Annotated in this window: 18 protein-coding genes; 15 read left to right on the plus strand and 3 right to left on the minus strand. The window is 70.4% G+C overall.

The window, feature by feature from the left end; all coding sequences use genetic code 11:
* Positions 1–42: 42 nt before the first annotated feature.
* Positions 43–1,131 carry an acyltransferase family protein gene (locus tag AC1DW8_RS17755; RefSeq protein WP_056776399.1) on the minus strand — a complete coding sequence of 363 codons (1,089 nt, stop codon included), beginning with the start codon at positions 1,129–1,131 and terminating at the stop codon, positions 43–45.
* Between the two features lie 151 nt (positions 1,132–1,282).
* Here AC1DW8_RS17755 and aspS point away from each other — a divergent pair, with 151 nt between their 5' ends.
* From aspS to AC1DW8_RS17775, 4 genes are all read left to right on the plus strand, one after another.
* Positions 1,283–3,112, plus strand: coding sequence for an aspartate--tRNA ligase (aspS, locus tag AC1DW8_RS17760; protein ID WP_056776401.1), 1,830 nt, complete (start codon positions 1,283–1,285; stop codon positions 3,110–3,112).
* Positions 3,113–3,236: 124 nt separating this feature from the next.
* Positions 3,237–4,946 (plus strand): peptide-N4-asparagine amidase, encoded by a 1,710-nt coding sequence (locus AC1DW8_RS17765; RefSeq protein WP_478095353.1) that lies wholly within the window; start codon positions 3,237–3,239, stop codon positions 4,944–4,946.
* A 33-nt stretch (positions 4,947–4,979) separates the two neighbouring features.
* On the plus strand, positions 4,980–5,435 hold the full coding sequence (locus tag AC1DW8_RS17770; protein WP_056826921.1) for a helix-turn-helix domain-containing protein: 456 nt from the start codon (positions 4,980–4,982) through the stop codon (positions 5,433–5,435).
* A 9-nt stretch (positions 5,436–5,444) separates the two neighbouring features.
* Entirely contained in the window at positions 5,445–5,879 is a 435-nt protein-coding gene (locus AC1DW8_RS17775) for a VOC family protein (RefSeq protein ID WP_056776409.1), read from the plus strand.
* A gap of 25 nt (positions 5,880–5,904) precedes the next feature.
* On the opposite strand, the gene AC1DW8_RS17780 is transcribed toward AC1DW8_RS17775, so the two are convergent.
* Both AC1DW8_RS17780 and AC1DW8_RS17785 read right to left on the minus strand, forming a co-directional pair.
* On the minus strand, positions 5,905–6,669 hold the full coding sequence (locus AC1DW8_RS17780; RefSeq protein WP_056776414.1) for a GNAT family N-acetyltransferase: 765 nt from the start codon (positions 6,667–6,669) through the stop codon (positions 5,905–5,907).
* A complete protein-coding gene (locus AC1DW8_RS17785) occupies positions 6,666–8,861 on the minus strand; it encodes an MMPL family transporter (protein ID WP_478095354.1) in 2,196 nt (731 codons plus the stop codon). The genes AC1DW8_RS17780 and AC1DW8_RS17785 overlap by 4 nt, the downstream gene beginning before the upstream one ends.
* Positions 8,862–8,881: 20 nt before the next feature.
* Here AC1DW8_RS17785 and AC1DW8_RS17790 point away from each other — a divergent pair, with 20 nt between their 5' ends.
* The 11 genes from AC1DW8_RS17790 (at position 8,882) to AC1DW8_RS17840 (ending at position 22,963) form a co-directional block, all read left to right on the plus strand.
* Entirely contained in the window at positions 8,882–10,282 is a 1,401-nt protein-coding gene (locus AC1DW8_RS17790; RefSeq protein WP_056776419.1) for a replication-associated recombination protein A, read from the plus strand.
* A 270-nt stretch (positions 10,283–10,552) separates the two neighbouring features.
* Positions 10,553–11,584, plus strand: coding sequence for an ABC transporter permease (locus AC1DW8_RS17795; protein WP_478095398.1), 1,032 nt, complete (start codon positions 10,553–10,555; stop codon positions 11,582–11,584).
* Between the two features lie 70 nt (positions 11,585–11,654).
* Complete coding sequence (locus AC1DW8_RS17800) at positions 11,655–13,430, plus strand: ABC transporter substrate-binding protein (RefSeq protein WP_056776426.1); 1,776 nt, start codon at positions 11,655–11,657, stop codon at positions 13,428–13,430.
* 114 nt (positions 13,431–13,544) lie between these two features.
* On the plus strand, positions 13,545–14,531 hold the full coding sequence (locus tag AC1DW8_RS17805; protein WP_235508745.1) for an ABC transporter permease: 987 nt from the start codon (positions 13,545–13,547) through the stop codon (positions 14,529–14,531).
* Complete coding sequence (locus AC1DW8_RS17810) at positions 14,528–15,598, plus strand: ABC transporter ATP-binding protein (protein ID WP_056776428.1); 1,071 nt, start codon at positions 14,528–14,530, stop codon at positions 15,596–15,598. Before AC1DW8_RS17805 ends, AC1DW8_RS17810 begins: the two co-directional genes overlap by 4 nt.
* A complete protein-coding gene (locus AC1DW8_RS17815) occupies positions 15,595–16,647 on the plus strand; it encodes an ABC transporter ATP-binding protein (protein WP_056776430.1) in 1,053 nt (350 codons plus the stop codon). Before AC1DW8_RS17810 ends, AC1DW8_RS17815 begins: the two co-directional genes overlap by 4 nt.
* A 351-nt stretch (positions 16,648–16,998) precedes the next feature.
* A complete protein-coding gene (alaS, locus tag AC1DW8_RS17820; RefSeq protein ID WP_056776432.1) occupies positions 16,999–19,671 on the plus strand; it encodes an alanine--tRNA ligase in 2,673 nt (890 codons plus the stop codon).
* A gap of 1 nt (position 19,672) precedes the next feature.
* Positions 19,673–20,179, plus strand: coding sequence for a Holliday junction resolvase RuvX (ruvX, locus tag AC1DW8_RS17825; protein WP_056776437.1), 507 nt, complete (start codon positions 19,673–19,675; stop codon positions 20,177–20,179).
* Positions 20,176–21,399 carry an endolytic transglycosylase MltG gene (gene mltG / locus AC1DW8_RS17830; protein ID WP_056776440.1) on the plus strand — a complete coding sequence of 408 codons (1,224 nt, stop codon included), beginning with the start codon at positions 20,176–20,178 and terminating at the stop codon, positions 21,397–21,399. Before ruvX ends, mltG begins: the two co-directional genes overlap by 4 nt.
* Entirely contained in the window at positions 21,393–22,253 is an 861-nt protein-coding gene (locus AC1DW8_RS17835) for a shikimate dehydrogenase (protein ID WP_478095355.1), read from the plus strand. The genes mltG and AC1DW8_RS17835 overlap by 7 nt, the downstream gene beginning before the upstream one ends.
* 8 nt (positions 22,254–22,261) lie before the next feature.
* Entirely contained in the window at positions 22,262–22,963 is a 702-nt protein-coding gene (locus AC1DW8_RS17840) for a prepilin peptidase (RefSeq protein ID WP_478095356.1), read from the plus strand.
* Positions 22,964–22,994 lie beyond the last annotated feature (31 nt).

A 22,994-nucleotide genomic window follows, 5' to 3' on the forward strand; every position in this document is an offset into this window, starting at 1 on the left:
GACCGCGCCGCGGGCGTCGCGGCCACGATCGGCCGGACCGCCCTACGTCGTGGGCGTGGCGCGCGGAGCGGCCTGCGGGTCGCGGGCGTCGGCGAACTCCTGCTGGCGGCGTGACGGCTGGTCGAGGCGGAGGCGTCCGCGCAGGCGACCCACGGGCCGCTCGACGAGCACCCACGACAGCCACGAGACGAGCACGGCGGCCGCGATGAGCAGCAGGTTGCGGGGTGTCGTGTGCTCACCGAGGAGCCGGCTGTTGATGAACGTCTGGTGCCAGAGGTAGAGCGCGTAGCTGATGGTGCCGAAGAAGACCATGACGCGGGAGCCCACGACGCGCGAGTGGCCCGACACGGCGGCATACACGAGCCACACCCCGACGACGGCGTAGACGGCGCCGAGAGGTCGGAAGAGCGGGTGGTCCACCTCGAGCCCGTGCCCGGGGAAGGCCGAGACGGTGACCATGACGACGAAGGGGACGAGCGGGCTCGTGGCCGGCAGCTCCCAGCCACGGGACCGTATGGCGGCCAGTGAAAAGGCGAGCGCCACGCCGAGCAGCAGGGCGAACGCGTTCGTCTCGGTCGAGATGTCGAGGCGGATCGCGCTCCCTACCGTCCAGACGGAGTAGAAGGTCGCGAGCGCCGCGAGGCTGAGGACGACGGCGAGCGCTCGGCTGCGAAGCCACGTCATGAGGACGATGAAGATCGCCGGCCAGACGACGTAGAACTGCTCCTCGACCGAGAGCGACCAGAGGTGGTTGAGCACCCCGAGGTCCGTGCCGGCGATGCGCACCCAGTTGCCGACGTAGAAGAGCGATGCGAGCGCCGCCGTCGGGTAGGTCGAGAGCCGGTCGTCGCCGGTCGCCCAGAGCAGCAGGGGAGCGAGCAGGAGCAGGAGGATGAGGGCGGGCAGGAGGCGTAGGGCGCGCCGTCCCCAGAAGCGCCACAGGCTGACCGACCCCCAGCGGTCCCACTCCCGGATGAGCAGGCTCGTGATGAGGTAGCCCGACAGGACGAAGAAGAGCGTCACCCCGGACAGCCCACCCCAGCGCGCCGGCAGCCCGGAGTGGGCGGCGACGACGAGGAGGATCGCGAGACCTCGGACGCCGTCGAGGTCGCGGTTGCGGGAGTGCTGCACGGCGAAGAGCCTAGGCGCAGGCGGTCTAGGATTGGTCCTCGGTGCCCACGGCCGACCAGCGGCCGGGCACCTGCGCACGACACTCGCTCACCACCTCGCTCAGCCCCGGCGGCCCTCGTGCCGCGGGAACCACGTCCCGGAAGGACCCTCCGTGCTCCGCACTCACGAGGCCGGCACTCTCCGCGCCGACCACGCAGGCCAGACCGTCACCCTCACCGGTTGGGTGGCGCGGCGTCGAGACCACGGCGGGGTCGCCTTCCTCGACCTGCGCGACGCCTCGGGCGTGGCCCAGGTCGTCGCGCGTGACGAGGTGCTCGCCCAGGGCGGTGCCCACGACGTCCGCAACGAGTTCTGCGTCAAGGTCACCGGTGAGGTGCGCGAGCGTCCGGAGGGCAACGCCAACCCCGACCTGCCCACCGGCGACATCGAGGTCATCGTCAGCGAGCTCGAGGTCCTCAACCCGGCCGCGCCGCTGCCGTTCCAGATCGACGAGCGCGTCACCGTCGGCGAGGAGGCACGCCTCAAGCACCGATACCTCGACCTGCGGCGCCCCGGCGCGAGCTCGGCCGGCGCTGCGATCCGCCTGCGCTCCAAGGTCAACGCTGCCGCCCGCGCCGTGCTCGGGGCCCGCGACTTCGTCGAGATCGAGACGCCGACGCTGACCCGCTCCACGCCCGAGGGTGCCCGTGACTTCCTCGTGCCGGCGCGTCTCGCGCCAGGGTCGTGGTACGCCCTGCCGCAGAGCCCCCAGCTGTTCAAGCAGCTGCTCATGGTGGCCGGCATGGAGCGCTACTACCAGATCGCCCGCTGCTACCGGGACGAGGACTTCCGCGCCGACCGCCAGCCGGAGTTCACCCAGCTCGACATCGAGATGAGCTTCGTCGAGCAGGACGACATCATCGAGCTGGGCGAGTCGATCGTGCAGGCGCTCTGGCGCCTCATCGGCGTCGAGCTCGACGCCCCGTTCCAGCGGATGACCTACGCCGACGCCATGGCCCGCTACGGCTCCGACAAGCCCGACCTGCGCTTCGGCAACGAGCTCGTCGAGTGCACCGGCTACTTCGCCGACACGACCTTCCGCGTCTTCCAGGCCGACTACGTCGGCGCTGTCGTCATGCCCGGTGGCGCGAGCCAGCCGCGCAAGCAGCTCGACGCCTGGCAGGAGTGGGCCAAGCAGCGCGGCGCCCGTGGCCTCGCCTACGTCCTCGTCCAGGAGGACGGCGAGCTCGGCGGCCCGGTTGCGAAGAACCTCACGGACGCCGAGCGTGCCGGCCTCGCCGAGCACGTCGGCGCCATGCCCGGCGACTGCATCTTCTTCGCCGCGGGTGCGGCGAAGCCGTCGCGGGCGCTGCTCGGGGCGGCCCGTCTCGAGATCGGCCGTCGCTGCGAGCTCATCGACGAGGAGGCGTGGAGCTTCCTCTGGGTCGTCGACGCCCCGCTCTTCGAGCCGGCCGCCGACGCCGTCGCCTCGGGCGACGTCGCCGTCGGTGCCGGTGCGTGGACGGCCGTCCACCACGCCTTCACCTCGCCCAAGCCCGAGTTCCTCGACACCTTCGACACCGACCCGGGTCCGGCGCTCGCCTACGCCTACGACATCGTCTGCAACGGCAACGAGATCGGTGGCGGCTCGATCCGTATCCACAGCCGCGACGTGCAGGAGCGCGTCTTCTCGGTCATGGGCCTGTCGGAGGAGGACGCCCAGGAGAAGTTCGGCTTCCTCCTCGAGGCCTTCGCCTTCGGTGCCCCGCCGCACGGCGGCATCGCCTTCGGCTGGGACCGCATCGTCTCGCTGCTCGCGCACACCGACTCGATCCGCGACGTCATCGCCTTCCCGAAGTCCGGTGGCGGCTACGACCCGCTGACCGCGGCGCCGGCCCCGATCACGCCCGCCCAGCGCAAGGAGGCCGGCGTGGACGCGAAGCCCGCGGCCTCAGCACCGGCCGCGCAGGGTGCCCCCGAGGTCGAGCCGAAGCAGGGCTGACCTCCGGCAGGAGCCGACCGTGGAGGGTCGTCGTCGCGAGAGCGAGGACGACCCTCCACGCGTATGCCGTCATCTGCCGTGTGCTTTGCCCACCCTTGACTCGGGCCGTCCTACGGTCGAAGGCATGCGATCACCACGTCGACGTCCGGTCACCGCGGTCCTCCTGGGTGCGGTCCTCGCCATGACCGGAGCCAGTTCCGCGTCGGGCCTGTCCGCCGCCGTGCCCGCGCCGAGTCCCTCGGGAGTGCCCGCGGCCACCCCGCCACAGGAGTTCGGCACCGACTGGGACGACCCGCGCACACCGGAGCCGAGCGTCCCGGTACCCGCCACGCACCACTGCACCGTTCGCGTCGTCGACGACGCGTTCGACGACTTCGACGTCCACGCCAGGGCCTACACGCCGCCGGCCGGCTGCGCAGGTCCGTGGTCGAAGGTCGTCATGCGGCTCGAGGGGTCGGTGGCCGGGCGACAGTTCGACCGCATCGGCTACGTCGATGTCGGGGGAGTGCGGATGCTGACCCTCTCGACGCCCGAGCCGAGCGTCGATGGGATCCATTGGCACGTCGAGAAGGACGTCACGGACCTCGCTCCGCTGCTGGCGGACCCGCAGCAGGTGCAGGCCTTCATCGGCAACGTCGTCGACGGCACCTACACCGGGGTCATCCACGTGACGGTCGACCTCGACTTCTACACGACCGGGCGTGGAGCGCCTGCGGCCAGGACGTCCGATGCCGTCCTTCCCCTCACCGACACCTCCCGCGACGGCAGCGACCTCGTCGGGTCCCTCATGGTGCCGCGCAACTCGACCCGGCTGCTCGCCGACGTCTTCGCGACCGGGTCCGGCGGTGGCTGTGAGGAGTTCTGGGACACGAGCGCCCCTGCGAGCACGGGCTACTCGTGCCCGGACGGTCTGCCCTACCGCGAGGTCGACGTGCACATCGACGGGCAGCTCGCAGGCATCGCGGCGCCCTACCCCGTCGTCTACACGGGCGGCTGGAGCAACCCGTTCCTCTGGTACACCATCCCCTCGCCCAAGGCGTTCGACATCCCGCCGCTCGGCTACGACCTCACGCCCTACCTCGCGAGGCTCAACGACGGGCGGCCCCACGACGTCCGCATCTCCGTCGTGGGTCTTCCGGCAGGCCAGGGCGGCTGGACTCTCGCGCCCCGCTTCCGCATCTGGCGCGACGCGGCCCGCAGCGTGGTGTCGGGAACGACCGGGAAGGCATACGCAAGCGACCCCGCCGTCGACAGCAGCGTGTCGGGGGCGGGGGACCGGGCGGGCCACGTCGATCTCGACGCGCGACGTGAGCTCCGCGTCACGGGAACGCTGTCCACCTCACGCGGACCGGTCACGACGACGGTCACGCGCAGTCTCTCCAACACGTCAAGGCACTCGTGGACCGACGACGAGGCCGACGACACCTTGACGGCTTCGTGGACCGACACCCAGGTCGTCGCGACCGGGCACGGACGGGGAGCTCCGACCCTCGAGCGCACCGAGCAGCGCTGGGACAAGGACGGTGTCCTCGGTTTCCACCCGCGCAGCGACGTCGCCGGCGCGTACGACGTCACGGGCGATCTCGCCATCACGTGGTCGCGTGACGAGTCCCTGACTCGCGGCGGAGCGCACCTGTCGAGCCGGTCGGAGACCTCGTCCTACGAGGGGCAGGCGAGCTGGATCTACGGGGTGCCGCGTGACCAGCGGCACGCGACCGCGGACACCCGTGCCCGGGCCACCCTCAGCGAGAAGGTCATCGGCCGGCCGGCGACCTCCTGGGAGCACCGGCTGCGCGCCGTCAACGGCACGTTCGTGACGGATGCCGTCGGCTGAGGCTCGGAGGGCGACAATGAGAGGGTGACCACGATGGAGCGACGCGCCCCCGACGACGTGCTGGTCCACCTGCGCCGCGCTCGCGACCACGCCGACCGGCACTACGCGGAGCCCCTCGATCTCGACGCGCTCGCGGCCGAAGCGAGGCTGTCGAAGTACCACTTCCTCCGGCTCTTCCGCGCGACGTACGGCGTGACGCCGGCCGGCTACGTCTCGCGCCGCCGCATCGAACGCGCCCAGGACCTGCTGCGTGCCACGAACCTCACCGTCACCGAGGTGTGCCACGCCGTCGGCTTCTCGAGCCTCGGCTCGTTCAGCAGCCGGTTCCGCACGGTCGTGGGGCAGAGCCCCAGCGAGTACCAGGCGAGGTACGCCACGACCGGGGCGCCGCACATCCCGGGCTGCGTCCTGTTCATGTGGGGCCTGGTGGAGAGCGCGCCCGCAGGCTCCGCAACCCAGGAGAAGCCCGAGGCGGCGGACCCGTCCTAGCGTGGTCACATGATCACCAACATCTCCATCGTCAGTGTCTTCGTGAAGGACATCGACGAGTCCAAGCGCTTCTACGTCGACGTCCTCGGGTTCGAGGACAAGGACGACATCACCCTCGGCGACGGCTACCGCTGGTGCACGGTCGTGCACCCGAGCCAGCCGGAGCTGCAGGTCAGCCTCGCCATCCCCGGCCCGCCCTTCCCGGACGAGCTCGTCACCGCGATGAAGCGAGCGCAGGACGCCGGCGGGCTCAACGGTCTCGGCCTCACGGTCGACGACTGTGAGCAGACGTATGCCGACCTGTCGGCCAAGGGCGTCGAGTTCCTCCAGCCCCCGTCGGCCCGTCCGTACGGGACCGAGGCGGTGTGCCGCGACAACTCGGGCAACTGGGTCGTGCTCGTGGAGCCCGCCGACCGGACCGTCACCGCGGCCGACTTCGCCTGACGGCGCAGCGCGGTGCGCCGCCCGGTCAGCGGTCGATGACGACCGGGCGGCTCGACCAGGCGCACAGCCGGTCGTAGCCGAGCGACAGGTAGAGCCCTCGAGCGACGGTGTTGTGGGAGTACATCCCGAGGGTGCAGACGCCGGTCTCGGCGACGGCCAGGCGGGTCACGGCGCCGACGATCGTGCGGCCCAGCCCCTGTCCCCGCAGGCGGGTGTCGACGGCGACGGACGACAGGTGCGGCGCGCCGGCCCGGGTGGTGCCCCAGGCGGCCACCGCGCAGAGGGAGCCGTCGAGGTCCTCCACGGCGAACCACCGCTCGCCGGAGCCGGGCTCGGTGTCGGCGGTGGGGGACTGGGCCTCGAGGAAGGCCCGGAGCTCGTCGGCGCGCGCGACGTCGTCGATGACGACCACCCTTTCGTGCGAGGGGTGCTCGTCGGGAGCGGTGGTCGTGTGGAACCACTCCCAGTCGCCGCCGTCCATGACGCGGTAGCGCTCCCGGAGGTGCGGCTCGAGGTGCTGCGGCACGCTGACGGAGAAGGCGCGACGGTCGGGCGAGACGGTCGCCGCGATCTCCGGCAGGTGGTCGAGGAGCGCCGTCACGCCGTCGTCTCCGCCGAGGACGTTGACGGTGCGCCGCACGGTCTTGCGGGTGCGCTGGAAGGCGACGGCGTCGGTCGCGGCCCACCACGTCGCGGCGAGCTCGTCCGTCACCTCCCACCGCACGAAGGGATGGCCGCCGGTCGCGTCCAGCAGGCCGTCGAGTCCGTGCGCCGCGACGACGGTGGTCACTCCGTGATCCCGAACCGGTCGTGGAGGCGACGCATCGGTGCAGGCGCCCACCAGTTCCACCGGCCGAGCACCGTCATCGTCGCGGGCACGAGCAGCATCCGCACGAGGGTCGCGTCGATGACGACGGCCGCGACGAGAGCCACCCCCATCTCCTTGATGATGAGGATGTCGCCGGCGACGAAACCGCCGAAGACGATGACGATGAGCAGGGCGGCCGACGTGATGATGCGGCCGGTGCGCTGGAGGCCCAGCGACACGGCCCGGTCGTTGCCGGCGCCGTGCCGGTGGAACTCGACGATCCGCGAGAGCAGGAACACCTCGTAGTCCATGGACAGGCCGAACCCGAACGCGAGGACGAGGAAGGGGACCATCGACTCGAGGGCTCCCACGGAGGTGAAGCCGAGCAGCCCCTCGAGGTGGCCCTCCTGGAAGATCCACACGACGACGCCGAGGGCGGCACCGAGCGAGATGACGTTGAGCAGCAACGCCTTGACCGGCAGCACGACGGACCCGGTCATGAGGAAGAGCAGGACGAAGGTGCCGAGCACGACGAGCGCGACGGCATACGGGGCGCGGGCCGACATCGAGTCGAGGAAGTCGATCTGTCCGGCGGCCTGGCCCGTCGTCAGCGTCTCGAAGGGGGCGCTCGTCGCGCGGATCGTCGTCACGAGGTCCTGCGCCTCGTCGGAGGTGGGCCGCCCGGCGACGCGGATGTCGACGCGCTGGTCGCCGCTGCCGAGCGGACGGACGACGACACCCTCGACGCCCGGACGCGAGCGGAACTGCTGGGACCATGCCGTGACGGCGGCGGTGTCGGCCGTGCGGGCCACGACGGTGACCTCCGGGGCGGAAAGGGCCGGGTAGTCGCGGTCGAGCTGCTCGAAGAAGACCCGCTGGGGAGCGTCCTTGGGGAGCAGCTCGGTCCCGGACGACGTCAGCTTCATCGACAGGGTGGGCAGGGCCAGCGTCACGAGCACCACGACGACACCGAGGATGACGGCAACGGGGCGCCGTTGCACGCCGACAGCCAGGCGAGAGAAGAGGCCGACGTCGGACGGCTTCTCGACAGCCTTGCGGGACAGCCGTTTTGCGCCCACCACGCACAGTGCCGGCACGAGCGTGATGGCCACGACCATCGCGACGAGCACGACGCTGACCCCGGCCACGCCGATGGCGCGCATGATCGACGCCTCGAAGATGAGCAGGCCGGCGAGGGCGATGGCGACGGTCAGTCCGGAGAAGAGGACGGTGCGGCCCGCGGTCGCAACCGTGCGCTCGGCCGCGTGGGCGATCTCCGCGCGCGTCGGCACGTCGTGCTCCCGGTGTGCGAGCTCCTCGCGGAAGCGGCTGACGGTGAGCAGGCCGTAGTCGATGGACAGCCCGAGCCCGAGCAGGGTGACGATGTTGACGACGGTCGCGTCGAGCTCGACGACGTGCGAGAAGCCGAAGAGCGACAGCAGCGCACCACCGATCGAGACGACGGCCCCGACGATGGGCATGCCTGCGGCGACGAAGCCGCCGAAGACGAAGAACATGACGACGAAGGTGAGCGGCAGGGCGATGCCCTCGCCCCGCAGCAGGTCCCGCTCGACCGTCGTCGTGATGGCCTCGATGACCTTGCTCGTGCTGCCGACGGAGCCCTGGGCGTGCATGGCCGTGGCGACACCGAGCAGTCGGGCCTCCGCCTGGGTCTCGGCCGCGTCCTGTGCCGCCTTGTCGAGACCCGGCGCGAAGTCGACGACGGTGACGAAGCCGCCCGCGGTCGGCGTGCCGCCCTTGAGCAGGGGAGCCACCGACGGGTCGGTGACGCCGCCCGGCGCGAGCAGCGTCGACCGCACGCTCTTGACCCCGGGGACCTGCGCGACCTCGCGCGTCGCCGCCGTCCCGGCCGCGACCGTCGCGGCGTCAGCGAGGTCGGCACCGGTCACCTGCATCGTCAGCGTCTCGAGCGCCGGCTGGCTCTCGGCGATGACCTCCTGGGCGCGCGACGACTCGGACTCGACGGTCGGCACACCCGAGTGCAGGCGCTCGAAGAGCGACTCGCCGGTGACCCCACCGACCGCGACGGCGAAGCACGTGATCGCGACGACGGCCCAGGCGACGATCCACGTGCGCGGGTGGCGGGCGATGAGTGCACCGAGGCGAGCCAGACGGGTGCGCGGCGCCGGGCCCGCCGCTGAGGGGTTCTGCACGCGGATAGCCTTCCACAGTGATGTCGAACAGCACGGAGGACCTCTTCGGTGCGGCCTCCGCCGCCGAGCGCGGCGAGCAGCCCGCGTCGGCGGGGGTCGCCCCGCTCGCCGTCCGGATGCGGCCCCGCACCCTCGACGAGGTCCGGGGCCAGGCCAAGGTGCTGCGCCCCGGCAGCCCGCTCCGCCGGCTCATCGAGGGCTCCGGCGGGGCCGCCGGACCGCTGTCCGCGATCCTCTGGGGGCCGCCCGGGACGGGCAAGACGACGCTCGCCCACCTCGTCGCCACCGCGGCGGAGCGCCGCTTCGTCGAGCTCTCGGCCGTCACGGCCGGCGTCAAGGACGTCCGTTCGGTCATGGAGTCGGCCGTGCGCGAGCGCGACCTCTACGCCCGCCAGACGGTGCTCTTCCTCGACGAGATCCACCGCTTCACCAAGGCCCAGCAGGATGCGCTCCTGCCCGGCGTGGAGAACCGGACCGTCATCCTCGTGGCCGCCACGACCGAGAATCCGTCGTTCAGCATCATCGCTCCGCTGCTGTCGCGGTCGGTGCTCGTCACGCTCGAGTCGCTCTCCGACGAGGAGATCGCCGAGCTCCTCGCCGCTGCGCTCACCGACGAGCGGGGATTCGACGGTGCGCACACCATGGCCGCCGACGCCACCGAGCACCTCGTGCGGATCGCCGGCGGCGACGCCCGTCGCGCGCTGACCTCTCTCGAGGCCGCCGCGGGTGTGGCGCTCGACGCGCAGCCGGCCGGTCGCACGTGCGACGACCCCGTCCAGATCACTCTTGCCCACGTCGAGCAGGCCGTCGCCCAGGCAGCCGTCCGCTACGACCGCGCCGGCGACCAGCACTACGACGTCGCGAGCGCCCTCATCAAGTCGATGCGCGGCAGCGACGTCGACGCTGCCCTGCACTACCTGGCGCGGATGCTCGAAGCGGGGGAGGACCCCCGCTTCATCGCCCGCCGCATCGTCATCTCCGCGAGCGAGGACGTCGGCATGGGGGACCCGACCGCCCTGCAGACCGCCGTGGCCGCGATGCACGCGGTGGCGCAGATCGGCATGCCGGAGGCGCGGATCATCCTCGCCCAGGCGGTCGTGCACAACGCCATGGCACCCAAGTCCAACGCGGCATACCTCGGCATCAACGAGGCGATCGCCGACGTACGCGCGGGGCGCGGCGGCGTCGTCCCCGCGCACCTGCGGGGTAGCGGGTACGCCGGGGCCGAGCGCCTCGGCCACGGGAAGGGCTACGTCTACGCCCACGACGAGCCCGACGGGGTCGCCGCGCAGCAGTACCTCCCGGACGACCTCCACGACACCGTCAGCTACTACCGCCCCACGGACCGTGGGTTCGAGGAGCGCCTCCGGGCGCGCTGGGAATGGCTCTCGGGACGTCTGGGGCGCACGCGCGGAGAGTGAGCGGCGGACGTGTCAGCCGGTGCGTGGTCGGGGATTGTTTCGGGCCCGCCGCGCGTGGACGGACATTGTGTCGCGGGACGCGGTACTCGGTAACGATTTGTCATCCATGCACGTCTCGATGCTTGGACAGCGCGAAACTGTGTGGCAGGCTCACGTCGTCCCGGCGGGGGTGGCATCCGGATCAACTGGTGCGCTCCCGAGGGCGGCTCGGGTGACGAATCCCCGGGTCGGATGTGATCCCACAAGGATGGAGACAACGCGTTGAACGCAATGCCGGAGCCCTCAGCAGCAACGCTGACCGAGGAATCCGAGGAGACGTCTTCGACGACCGCCCCTGAGCACCAGGAGGTCCGCACCGGACGTTCTCCCGGCCAGGTGGCCTGGGCCCGGCTCAAGCGGGACAAGGTCGCGATCATCTGCTTCGCCATCATCCTGTTCTTCCTGCTCGTGGCGATCTTCGCCCCGTTCCTCGTCTCGCTCGAGGCGGTCGACCCCATCACCGGCGCGAAGGCCGACCCGAGCACCGTGCACACCGAGCTCGTCGACTTCAACGGCCTGCCGACCGTCGGGGCCAGCTCGGCCCACTGGCTCGGGGTCGAGCCGCGCCTCGGCCGCGACCTCTTCGCCCGCTGGGCCTACGGCGCCCGCCCCTCGCTCATCATCGGCTTCGTCGCGGCCTTCGCGTCGACCGTCGTCGGCGTGGCGCTCGGCCTCATCGGCGGCTACCTCGGTGGCGCCTCGGACAAGGTCATCTCCTGGGTCATCGACTTCTTCCTGTCGCTGCCGATCCTGCTCCTCGTCCTGGCGATCATCCCGATCATGCAGAAGCGCATCGCCGCCGGCGGTGACCTGACCCCCGAGGAGACCTCGACGATCCGCTTCTGGGTCCTCATCGTCATCCTCGTGGTGTTCGGGTGGATGGGTCTGGCCCGACTCGTGCGTGGAGAGGTCAAGAGCCTGCGCGAGCGGGAGTTCGTCCAGGCCGCCCGAGCCATCGGCGTGCCGACCCGCTCGATCCTCTTCCGGGAGATCCTGCCCAACCTCGTCGGCCCGATCATCGTGTCGGCCTCGATCGCCGTGCCGGCCTACATCACCTACGAGGCGACGCTGAGCTACCTCGGTGCCGGTCTCGTCGAGCCCACCGCGTCGTGGGGTCGCACCATCGCCGACGCGCAGAACCTCTTCGCCACGTACCCCCTGTGGCTCTGGCCGTCGGTCATCGGCCTGTCGCTCCTCGTCCTCGCCCTGAGCCTGCTCGGCGACTCGATCCGCGACGCGTTCGACCCCACCAGCCGCCGCTGACCCCACCGGGTCACGGTCATCAGATGTTCTCGGCAAAACGCCGGGACAAGCACAAAGGGAGCAAACAACAATGCGCTGGACCAAAGTCCTGACCGTGGGAGCCGCGGCTTCCCTCGGCTTCGTCGCGGCCTGCGGCGCACCTGCCGCCAACAACGGCGGTGCCGGTGGCACCAACGGCACGGGCGGCAAGGTCGACACCGCCGGTGCCGCCCTCGACCCCAACGCCAAGGGCCCGGCCCCGGAGGTCCCCGGTGCGAAGAAGGGCGGCATCCTCACGGTGCCCTACGCCTCGACGCCCGCCAACATGGACCCGAGCGACCAGTTCTTCCAGGACACGGCCGTCATCTTCTCGCTCACGCACCGCGCCCTGACGACCTACGTCAGCCGTGACGGCAAGCAGGTCCTCGTTCCGGACCTCGCGACCGACCTCGGCAAGGCGTCCGAGGACGGCCTGACGTGGACGTTCACGCTCAAGGACGGCGTCAAGTTCGAGGACGGCACGCCGGTCAAGGCCGCCGACATCGTCTTCGCCGCGAAGCGCTCGTTCGACCCCGACCTAGCGGCCAACGGCCCGACGTACCAGCGCGAGTTCTTCAAGGGTGGCGCCGACTACCAGGGCCCCTACAAGGGCGACAAGAACTGGAAGGGTGTCGAGGCCCCCGACGACAAGACCGTCGTCTTCCACCTCGAGAAGCGCTTCGAGACGCTGCCCTACTTCGTCTCCTTCAACCAGTTCACGCCGATCCCCGAGGCGAAGGACAAGAAGGCCGACTACCAGCTGCACCCGCTCGCCACCGGTCCGTACATGTTCGACAAGTACACCCCGGGCACCGAGCTGGTCCTCAAGCGCAACCCCAACTGGGACCCCGCCACGGACCCGGCGCGTCACAACTACCCCGACGGCTTCCACTTCAAGTGGGGCGTCGACACCATCAAGACGCAGACGGCCATCCTCGCCTCCAACGGTGACGACGCCACGAGCCTCAACTGGGACCCGATCGACTCCTCGCTCATCCCGCAGATCGAGGGCGACAAGAAGGCCCAGTTCGAGGAGGGCCCCTCCTCGTGCGTGCTCATGGTCAACATGGACGCCCGCAAGATCCCGCTCGAGATCCGCAAGGCCATCGCCGTGGCGTGGCCCTTCGACTCGATCCACAAGGCCGGCGGTGAGACCACGCACTCGTTCTCGCCCGCCAGCACGATCATCCCGCCGCAGATCCCCGGCCACCTCGACTACACGGCCGAGGTTGTCCCGGGCGTCAAGATGAACGGCCAGGGCGACGGCAACCCGACGATGGCCAAGGACATGCTTGCCAAGGCCGGCTACGGCCCCGACAAGCCGTTCGAGCTCATCTACTACTACACGAACGACGACGACATCGCCCAGAAGGTCAACCAGGTCCGCAAGCAGAAGCTCGAGGCCGCCGGCTTCAAGGTTCAGGACATCGGTGTCCCCGGAGCCGAGCGTCGCAAGATCGTCAGCGACCCCAAGGGCAAGTACAACATGCTCCAGTCGCCGCGTGGATGGTGCTTCGACTGGCCGTCCGCCGACTCGATCATCCCGCCCACCTTCGGCACGATCGCCCTCTCGGGTGGTAGCACGACGTTCGGCAACTTCTCCGACGCCAAGATCGACGCCGAGATCAAGCGCATCCAGGCCCTCTCCATCACGGAGCAGGGTCCGGAGTGGGGCAAGATGGACAAGTGGCTGACGGAGAACTACCTCCTGGCCATCCCGGACAACAACGACAAGGGCAACTCGGTCTTCGGCACGAAGGTCAAGAACGTCCACAACAACCCGAACAAGGGTATGCCGGACCTCACCGACGTGTGGCTCGACCAGTAAGTCGTCAGTGACAGCGCCCCTCCGGGGGAGCAAGATCTGAACTGACAGCCGTGGTGGGGGTCCGGGTTTCCCGGGCCCCCACCACCGGCGCCCACCTCGTTTGGAAGGCAAAACGTGCTCACGTACATCCTCAGGCGGTTGGCTCTCGCCCTGAGCGTCATCATGGCCACCCTGGTCTCGGCGTTCCTGCTGTTCTTCGCGGGCCCCGCCGACCCGGCCCAGGCCATGTGCCCCGAGACCAAGTGCAACCCCGCACGGCTCGAGGCCATCACCAAGAGCATCGGGCTGGACAAGCCCCTCATCGAGCAGTTCCTCACGTACTTCAAGGGACTCTTCGTCGGCCGCGACTTCGTCTACGCCGGTGACACCGTCCACTGCGGTGCTCCCTGCCTCGGCTTCTCCTTCGTGACGCGTCGTTCCGTCAACGAGGAGCTCTTCACCCGCTTCCCGAACACCGTCGTGCTGGCCCTGATGGCCGCCGTGGTGTTCGTGACCGTGGGCGTGACGCTCGGCATCATCGCGGCGGTCCGCCGCGGTTCCGCGACCGACCGCGGGCTCGTCGGCGCCTCCCAGGTGCTCGGCTCGATCCCGTACTACGTCCTCGCGCTCCTCGTCGCGCTCTACCCGGTCATCCTGTGGAACGTCCTTCCGCAGTACTCCTCGATATCCGCAGGAGTCGGCCCGTACTTCATGGGCATGCTGGCTCCGGCGTTGATCCTCGGGCTCGTCACGGCGTCGTCGTACGTCCGCTACACCCGCAACTCGATGATCGAGACGCTCTCGATGGACTACATCCGTACGGCACGGTCCAAGGGCATCCACGAGCGCACGGTCCTGTTCAAGCACGGCTTCCGCGCCGCGATGAGCCCGATCGCCACGATCCTGGGTCTCGACATCGCCGCGCTGCTGACCGGCACGCTCATCACCGAGCAGATCTTCGGTGTCGACGGCATCGGCCGTCGCGGCCTCGCGGCCCTCAGGTCCTTCGACCTGCCCGTCATCATGGGCACCGTGCTCATCGGAGCCGTCGTCGTCGTGGTCATGAACCTCGTCGTCGACATCGCGTACTCCTTCATCGACCCGCGAGTGAGGCTTTCGTGACCGCGACCGTCAACACCATCTCGACCCAGACCACAGAAGCCCGCAACGCCGGCGACGTCGTTCTCGACGTCAACGACCTCTCGGTGGCCTTCCCCACCGAGGAGGGCGTGGTCAAGGCCGTCTCCAACCTGACCTACCAGGCCCGCCTGGGCCGCACGCTCGCCATCGTCGGCGAGTCCGGCTCCGGCAAGTCGGTCAGCAGCATGGCGGTGCTCGGCCTGCACAACCCCAAGCGCACCCAGATCACCGGCAGCATCAAGCTCGACGGCCTCGAGCTCGTCGGTGCACCGGACTCGACCTTCCAGAAGATCCGCAGCACCAAGGCCGCAATGGTCTTCCAGGACCCGCAGAGCTCGCTCCACCCGTTCCACAAGGTGGGCCGACAGATTGCCGAGGCCTACCAGGCCCACAACAAGGTGAGCAAGCAGGTGGCCCTCAAGCGTGCCGTCGAGATGCTCGACCTCGTCGGCATCCCGAACCCGCAGCGGCGCGCCAACTCCTACCCGCACGAGTTCTCGGGCGGCATGCGCCAGCGCGCGATGATCGCGCTCGGACTCGTCAACAACCCGAAGCTGCTCATCGCCGACGAGCCCACGACGGCTCTCGACGTCACGGTGCAGGCGCAGATCCTCGACCTCGTCAACGACCTCCAGAAGGAGTTCGGCTCGGCGGTCATCCTCATCACGCACGACCTCGCGGTCGTCGCCGAGACGGCCGACGACATCCTCGTGATGTATGCCGGTCGCGGCGTCGAGAAGGGCAGTGCCAAGGAGGTGCTGGCCCAGCCGTCGCACCCCTACACCTACGGCCTGCTCCAGTCGCTGCCCTCGCACTCCGAGGACCTCGAGGAGCTCAAGGCGATCAAGGGCACGCCGCCCAGCCTGCTCAACCTGCCGTCGGGCTGCTCGTTCCACCCGCGCTGCGAGTTCAAGACGCAGGTCGAGGGCGACACCTGCTGGACCCAGCTGCCCGAGTGGCGCCCGACGCCGGGCCTGTCCAACCGTGAGATCCGCTGCCACCTGGCCGACCCCGTGGCCACGCTGCAGCACGACGAGGGAGTCCGATGAGCGACAAGACGCTGCTCAAGGTCACCGACCTCCAGCGCCACTTCCCGTTCCGCGAGGTCCAGGGCCTGCGCATGGTCAAGGCGACGGTCAAGGCCGTCGACGGGATCAGCTTCACGGTCAACGAGGGCCAGACCCTCGGACTCGTGGGAGAGTCCGGCTGCGGCAAGTCGACGACCTCCCGTCTCGTGACGCGGCTCGACGAGCCCACCGGCGGCACCGTCGAGTTCGAGGGGCGCGACATCACGCACCTCAAGGAGCACGAGCTGCGAGACATCCGTCGCAACGTGCAGATGATCTTCCAGGACCCCTACTCCTCGCTCAACCCGAGGCAGACGGTCGGGGCGATCCTCAGCACGCCGCTGCGCGTGCACGGCCTGCACAAGGGCAAGGAGAAGGCTCGCGTGCAGGAGCTGCTCGAGCTCGTCGGCCTCAACCCGGAGCACATCAACCGCTACCCGTCGGAGTTCTCGGGCGGCCAGCGCCAGCGCATCGGCATCGCGCGGGCCCTCGCGGTCGAGCCGAAGCTGATCATCGCCGACGAGCCGGTGTCGGCCCTCGACGTGTCGATCCAGGCGCAGGTGATGAACCTGCTGGCCAAGCTGCGCAACGAGCTCGACCTCGCGTTCATCTTCGTCGCCCACGACCTCGGCGTCGTGCGCCACTTCTGCGACCAGGTCGCGGTCATGTACCTCGGCAAGATCGTCGAGTACGGCGACAAGAAGAAGATCTACGAGGCCCCGGAGCACCCCTACACCCAGGCCCTGCTCTCGGCGGCGCCCGACATCAACGTCGCGCGCGGCATCGCCCCCAAGGAGCGCATCCGCCTCGTCGGCGACGTGCCGAGCCCGATCGACCCGCCGAGCGGCTGCCGTTTCCGCACCCGGTGCTGGAAGGCGCAGGACATCTGCGCCCAGCAGGAGCCGCCGCTCGTCTCGGCGACGGCCGAGGAGTCGACCCGGACCTTCCGTGAGGGCGGCGTCCACCTCCAGGCGTGCCACTTCCCGGAGGTCAAGACCGACCTCGTCGCGGAGGTCGAGCACTCCGCCTGAGCACGGAGTGAGCGCCGAGGGCGCGACGCAGCACGACATGTGCCGCTGGGCCGGCTCCCGCACGGGGGGCCGGCCCAGCGGCATACCCGGGCAAAGGTGGTGGGACGAGTCTCACGCGGTCCGTTAGGGTTGAACCACCTCGGCGCGAGCGTGCGCCGACGACCGAAGGACGATGATCGTGGCCCACAAGGGACCCAGGCCGACCCGGAGCGGTGGCCTGCAGCCGGCGAGGCGAGCTCCCCGGGGGTCAGCCGCGCCCGAGTGAGGCGCCTCGCTGACCCCGCCCCGCCCGCCCGTCCGCACGCGCGACGGGCTCCCGCAGACCACACCCGTCGACCCCAAGGACTCATCATGGAAACCGCTGAGATCAGGCGTCGTTGGCTCTCGTACTTCGGCAGCCGCGGCCACACCGTCGTGCCGAGCGCCCCGCTCGTGCACGAGGACCCGAACCTGCTGTTCGTCAACGCCGGCATGGTCCCGTTCAAGCCGTACTTCCTCGGTCAGGAGACCCCGCAGTTCTCGCGCGCCACGAGCGTGCAGAAGTGCGTGCGGACCCTCGACATCGAGGAGGTCGGCAAGACCACCCGGCACGGCACGTTCTTCCAGATGAACGGCAACTTCAGCTTCGGCGACTACTTCAAGGAAGGCGCCATCGAGCTGGCGTGGGAGCTCATCACCCGCAGCCAGGCCGAGGGTGGCCTCGGGTTCGAGGAGAAGGACCTCTACGCGTCCGTCTACCACGAGGACGACGAGGCGATCGCGCTCTGGAAGAAGATCGCGGGCCTCTCCGACGACCGCATCGTGCGCCTCGGGCGCAAGGACAACTACTGGAACATGGGCGTCGCGGGTCCCGGCGGCCCGTGCTCCGAGATCCTGCTCGACCGCGGTCGCGAGTTCGGCGCCGACGGCGACTGGGAGGCGGGCGACCGCTACCTCGAGTTCTGGAACCTCGTGTTCATGCAGTACGAGCTCGAGAACGTCCGGTCGAAGGAGGACTTCGACATCGCGGGCGAGCTGCCCAAGCGCAACATCGACACCGGCATGGGGCTCGAGCGCGTCGCGTTCCTGCTCCAGGGCGTCGACAACATCTACGAGACCGACGAGGTCTTCCCGGTCATCGCCGCCGCGGAGGACCTCACGGGCCGTCGCTACGGCGCCGACCACGAGGACGACGTGCGCTTCCGCGTCGTCGCCGACCACGTGCGCAGCTCGCTCATGCTCATCGGTGACGGCGTCACGCCCGGCAACGAGGGCCGCGGCTACGTCCTGCGCCGACTGTTGCGCCGTGCGGTCCGCTCGATGCGCCTGCTCGGCGTCGACGCGCCGACCCTCGAGCAGCTGCTGCCGGTCAGCATGGATCGGATGAAGGCCTCCTACCCGGAGCTCGAGACCGACTTCCACCGGATCAGCCAGGTCGCGTACGCCGAGGAGGACGCCTTCCGGCGCACCCTGAGCTCGGGCACGACGATCCTCGACACGGCGGTGGCGCGGGCCAAGTCGTCCGGTGCGACGACCCTCGGCGGGGCCGAGGCGTTCGCGCTGCACGACACCTACGGCTTCCCGATCGACCTGACGCTCGAGATGGCCGCGGAGCAGGGGCTGCAGGTCGACGAGCCCGGCTTCCGCCGGCTCATGGGCGAGCAGCGCGACCGGGCCAAGGCCGATGCGCGGGCGAAGAAGTCGGCGCACGGTGACACGAGCGTCTACCGGCAGCTGTCCGACACCCTCGGGCGTGACGTCGAGTTCACCGGCTACGACCAGACGCTGACCGACACCCGCATCCGGGGACTGATCCGCGACGGCGCCGTCGTCGACCGGGTCGGTCCCGGCGACGAGATCGAGGTCGTGCTCGACCGCACGCCGCTCTACGCGGAGTCCGGTGGTCAGCAGGCCGACCACGGGCACATCCGCCTCGCGAACGGTGCCCTCATCGAGGTCACCGACGTCCAGCGACCCATCACCGGCCTCGTCGTGCACCGCGCGACGGTGCTCGAGGGCGAGGCCGGCCTGGGCGAGGACGCCGAGGCCGAGGTGGACGTCGTGCGCCGCCGGTCGATCTCGCGCGCCCACACGGCGACCCACATGGTGCACCAGGCCCTGCGCGACGAGCTCGGTGACACGGCGACGCAGGCCGGGTCCGAGAACTCCCCGGGCCGCCTGCGTTTCGACTTCAAGTCGCTCCAGGCCCCCCCGGCCGCGGCGATGGGTGAGATCGAGGCGCGGATCAACGCCGTGCTGCTCGACGACCTGCCCGTCACGGCGGACGTCATGAACATCGACGCGGCGAAGAAGCTCGGCGCCATGGCGCTGTTCGGCGAGAAGTACGGCGAACGGGTCCGGGTCGTCTCGATCGGCGAGTGGTCGCGTGAGCTGTGTGTCGGCACGCACACACCTCGCGTCGGCCAGATCGGTGTCGTCAAGCTGCTCGGCGAGAGCTCGATCGGTTCCGGCGTGCGACGCGTCGAGGCGCTCGTGGGTGCCGACGCGTACTCCCACCTGGCCCGCGAGGCCACGATCGTCAGCCAGCTGACCGACACGCTCGGGGTCCGCCGGGACGAGCTCCCCGACCGCATCGCGACGATCCTCGGACGGCTGCGCGACGCCGAGAAGGAGATCGCCGCCGTGCGCCAGAGCCAGGTGCTCGGGGCTGCGTCCGGTCTCGTCCAGTCGGCTCGCGACATCGCCGGCGTGACGTTCGTCAGCCACGACGCGGGTGACGGGGTCACCGGCGACGACCTGCGCAAGCTCGTCACCGACGTGCGGGGCCGCCTCGGCAACGACCGGCCGGTGCTCGTGTCGATGGCCTCCGTGGCGAACGGTCGTCCCGTCGTCATCGTCGCGACGAACGAGCGCGCCCGGGAGGCCGGGCTCAAGGCCGGGGCCTTCGTCAAGTCGGCCGCTCAGGCGCTCGGCGGCGGTGGCGGCGGCAAGGACGACCTGGCCCAGGGCGGAGGCACCGACGCGACCCGTGTCTCGGTGGCTCTCGGCACCGTCGAGGACCAGCTCCGAAACCGGAGCGCGTGACTTGACCGACCCCCGCACCCGTCCCGGGGCACGCGTCGGCGTCGACGTGGGCAATGCCCGCGTCGGCGTCGCCGCGTCGGACGCCTCGGGAGTGCTCGCCCACCCGGTGCGCACGCTGCCCCGCGACGTCGCGTCCGACAGCGACGTCGAGGCCATCGTCGCCCTGACTCGGGAGCTGGAGGCGATCGAGGTCGTCGTCGGCCTGCCGCGGCTGCTGTCGGGCGACGAGGGCGAGGCCGCCCGCATCGCGCGCGACTATGCCGGTCGGCTCGCGGCCCGTCTGGGTACGGTGGGGGTGCGGATGGTCGATGAACGCTTGACCACCGTGGACGCGCACCGCAGACTACGCGACAGCGGCGTCCCGGGTCGGGGGCAACGGGCCGTCGTCGACCAGGCCGCTGCGGTGCTCATCCTGCAGTCGGCCCTCGACACCGAAGCGCTGTCGGGCAGGCCGCCCGGAGAGACCGTCACCCCGGGGGGCAAACGGAAGAAGGAACGTCGCCGATGAAGGACCATCTCGAGACATCCATCTTCGGCGACCACGAGGAGACCGTCGAGCACGTCGAGGAAACGCACGCCGCGCCCCCGATGAGCCGACGCGAGATGCGCGAGCAGGAGCTCGCCGCTCGCAAGCGCAGCAGCCGTCGCGGCGGCAAGGGCGGCTCCTCCGGTGCGCCGAAGGGAAGGCCGTCCGTCTTCCGGCGACTCGTCGTCATCGTGCTCGCCCTCGCCGTCATCGGTGGCGGCGTGGCCGTCGCCTACAAGGCGCTCAAGCCCGTCGTCGAGGGCTTCCTCGAGTCCAACGACTACCCGGGGCCGGGCACGGGCGAGATCCGCGTGACCGTCGACCAGGGTGCGGGCGGCAGCGCGATCGCCAAGACCCTCGCCGAGCAGGACGTCGTCAAGTCGAGCAAGGCCTTCATCGAGGCCGCCAACAACGACCCGAAGAGCGCAGGCATCCAGCCGGGCGTCTACGAGATGAAGAAGCAGATGAAGGCGTCCGACGCCCTCTCGATCCTCGTCGACCCGAAGAACCGCCTCGTCACCCGCGTCACCATCCCCGAGGGGCTCTGGGCGACCGAGATCTACGCCAAGCTCTCCGCGTCGTCGGGCATCCCGGTGGCGCAGTACACCGCCGCGGCCAAGAAGGTCGACGAGCTCGGACTGCCGCCGTCGGCCAAGGGCAACCTCGAGGGTTACCTCTTCCCGGCGAGCTACGAGTTCGGCCCGACGGCCACGGCGCTCGACCAGCTCAAGCAGATGGTCGCCGAGTCGACGAAGCGTCTGGACGCACTCGGCATCACACCCGACCGGATGGAGCGTGTCGTCACGGTCGCGAGCCTCGTCGAGGGTGAGGCCCAGCTCGACTCCGACCGCCCCAAGGTCGCCCGAGTCGTCGAGAACCGTCTCGCGGCCAAGATGTCGCTCGGTTTCGACTCGACGGTCAACTACATCTTCAAGAAGCGCGGCGTGCCGACGCAGGAGATGCTCGACAGCAACAACCCCTACAACACGCGCCGGTTCACGGGCCTGCCTCCCGGCCCGATCTCCAACCCCGGCGAGAGCGCCCTCGAGGCAGCCGCCAGCCCGGTGGCCGGACCGTGGCTCTACTTCGTGACGGTCAACCTCGACACCGGCGAGACGAAGTTCGCCGCGACGTACGAGGAGCACCAGCGAAACGTGGCGCAGTTCCAGAAGTGGTGCACCGACAACAAGGGCAAGTGCTGAGCGAGGGGCGCGGCGTCGCCCGACACTGTGCGGTGTGGGGCAGCCCGATCGGGCACTCGCTCTCACCCGTGCTGCACCGCGCGGCGTATGCGGCCCTGGCCCTGCACCACTGGTCCTACGAGCGGCGCGAGGTCGACGAGGCCGGCTTCGCCGGCGCTTTCGCAGGGCTCGACGAGACCTGGGTCGGTCTGTCGCTGACGATGCCGCTCAAGCAGGTCGCGCTGCGCGCTGCGACGACCGTGACGCCGGTCGCGGCGGCCACGGGGGCCGCCAACACCCTCGTGCGCCACGCAGACGACTCGTCCGGTTGGACGGCCCACAACACCGACGTCCACGGCCTCACGACGGCGCTGCGCCTCGCCGGGTGCACCGAACCCACGAGCCTGCTGGTCATCGGGTCGGGCGCCACCGCCCGCTCGGCGATCGCGACGCTGGCACCCGGCGGGCGCGTCGTCCTCATGGTCCGCGACCGGGTCCGCCCCGAGACGCTGGCACAGGCCGAGGCGGCCGGACTGGCCGTCGAGACCGTCGGACTGGGGGAGTGGGCCGCAGGGGCCGAGGTCGACGCCGTCGTCAGCACCGTCCCACCTGCGTCGGTGCCCGGCCTCGACGGCTTCCCCGTCGCGACCCACCGAGACCACCGCCCCGTCGTCCTCGACGTCGTCTACGGCTCGGGCGAGACGCGCCTCCAGCGCACAGCCCGTGGGCGTGGCTGGAGCGTGGCCGAGGGCACCGACATGCTCCTGCACCAGGCCACCGAGCAGGTACGCCTCATGACGGGTCACGAGGCACCGCTCGGCGCCATGGCGGACGCCCTCCGGGTGGCGCTGCGCGATCGGCGTGACGAGCCGTGATCCCGCCGATGACGTGGGCCGAGGCCCCCGGTGCGCCGTGGTGGTTCGTCCTGGCGCTCACCGTCGCCGGTGCGCTCGTCGGAGCGGTGCTCCGTCGCCGCGTCGCGACGGGTGGCTACCGGCTCGACGACGAGACGGGGCCGCTGCCGCGGGTGCCCTCGGTGGTCGTCCCCGTCGCGCTCGCCCTGCTCTGGGGGCTGCTGGGCTGGCGTTTCGGTCCGCTGTCGGACTGGGCGCTGACGCCGGCCTACCTCGCGTTCGCCTTCGTCGCGGTCGCACTCGCCTGGATCGACGCCGACGTGCACCGCCTCCCGCGCGGACTGACGCGGCCGGCATACCCCCTGCTCGTCGCCCAGCTCGCGCTGGCGTCCCTCGCCTCGGGCGACTGGGAGGCGCTGCGGCGGGCGGCGATCGCCGGCGCCGTCCTCTGGACGATCTACTTCGTCCTCGCCCTCGTGGCCGCGCTGCTCGGCAGCGGCTTCGGCTACGGCGACGTGACGCTCGCCGGACTCGTCGGTCTCGCGACGGGCTACGTGAGCGTGTCGACGACCCTGGTCGCGTCGTACGCCGCGTTCATCCTCGCGGGGGTCTACGGGCTCGTGCGGCTCGTCCTCCGGCGCGGCACCCGCAAGGACGACATCGCCTTCGGCCCGTGGATGCTGCTCGGCCTGCTCATCTCGCTCTTCGTCCAGGTGCGCCCGCTCGTCTGACCGACCCGAACCCGACGGAGCCGGCCCCGGC

It is taken from the genome of Terrabacter sp. P2_E3 (genome assembly GCF_056403915.1).

Coding starts and splice junctions, on each gene's coding strand:
- AC1DW8_RS17795 (WP_478095398.1), top strand. CDS start 10,553: ATGCCGGAGCCCTCAGCAGCAACGCTGACCGAGGAATCCGAGGAGACG.
- AC1DW8_RS17800 (WP_056776426.1), top strand. CDS start 11,655: ATGCGCTGGACCAAAGTCCTGACCGTGGGAGCCGCGGCTTCCCTCGGC.
- AC1DW8_RS17840 (WP_478095356.1), top strand. CDS start 22,262: ATGACGTGGGCCGAGGCCCCCGGTGCGCCGTGGTGGTTCGTCCTGGCG.
- alaS (WP_056776432.1), top strand. CDS start 16,999: ATGGAAACCGCTGAGATCAGGCGTCGTTGGCTCTCGTACTTCGGCAGC.
- mltG (WP_056776440.1), top strand. CDS start 20,176: ATGAAGGACCATCTCGAGACATCCATCTTCGGCGACCACGAGGAGACC.
- AC1DW8_RS17790 (WP_056776419.1), top strand. CDS start 8,882: ATGTCGAACAGCACGGAGGACCTCTTCGGTGCGGCCTCCGCCGCCGAG.
- AC1DW8_RS17815 (WP_056776430.1), top strand. CDS start 15,595: ATGAGCGACAAGACGCTGCTCAAGGTCACCGACCTCCAGCGCCACTTC.
- AC1DW8_RS17770 (WP_056826921.1), top strand. CDS start 4,980: ATGGAGCGACGCGCCCCCGACGACGTGCTGGTCCACCTGCGCCGCGCT.
- AC1DW8_RS17765 (WP_478095353.1), top strand. CDS start 3,237: ATGCGATCACCACGTCGACGTCCGGTCACCGCGGTCCTCCTGGGTGCG.
- AC1DW8_RS17775 (WP_056776409.1), top strand. CDS start 5,445: ATGATCACCAACATCTCCATCGTCAGTGTCTTCGTGAAGGACATCGAC.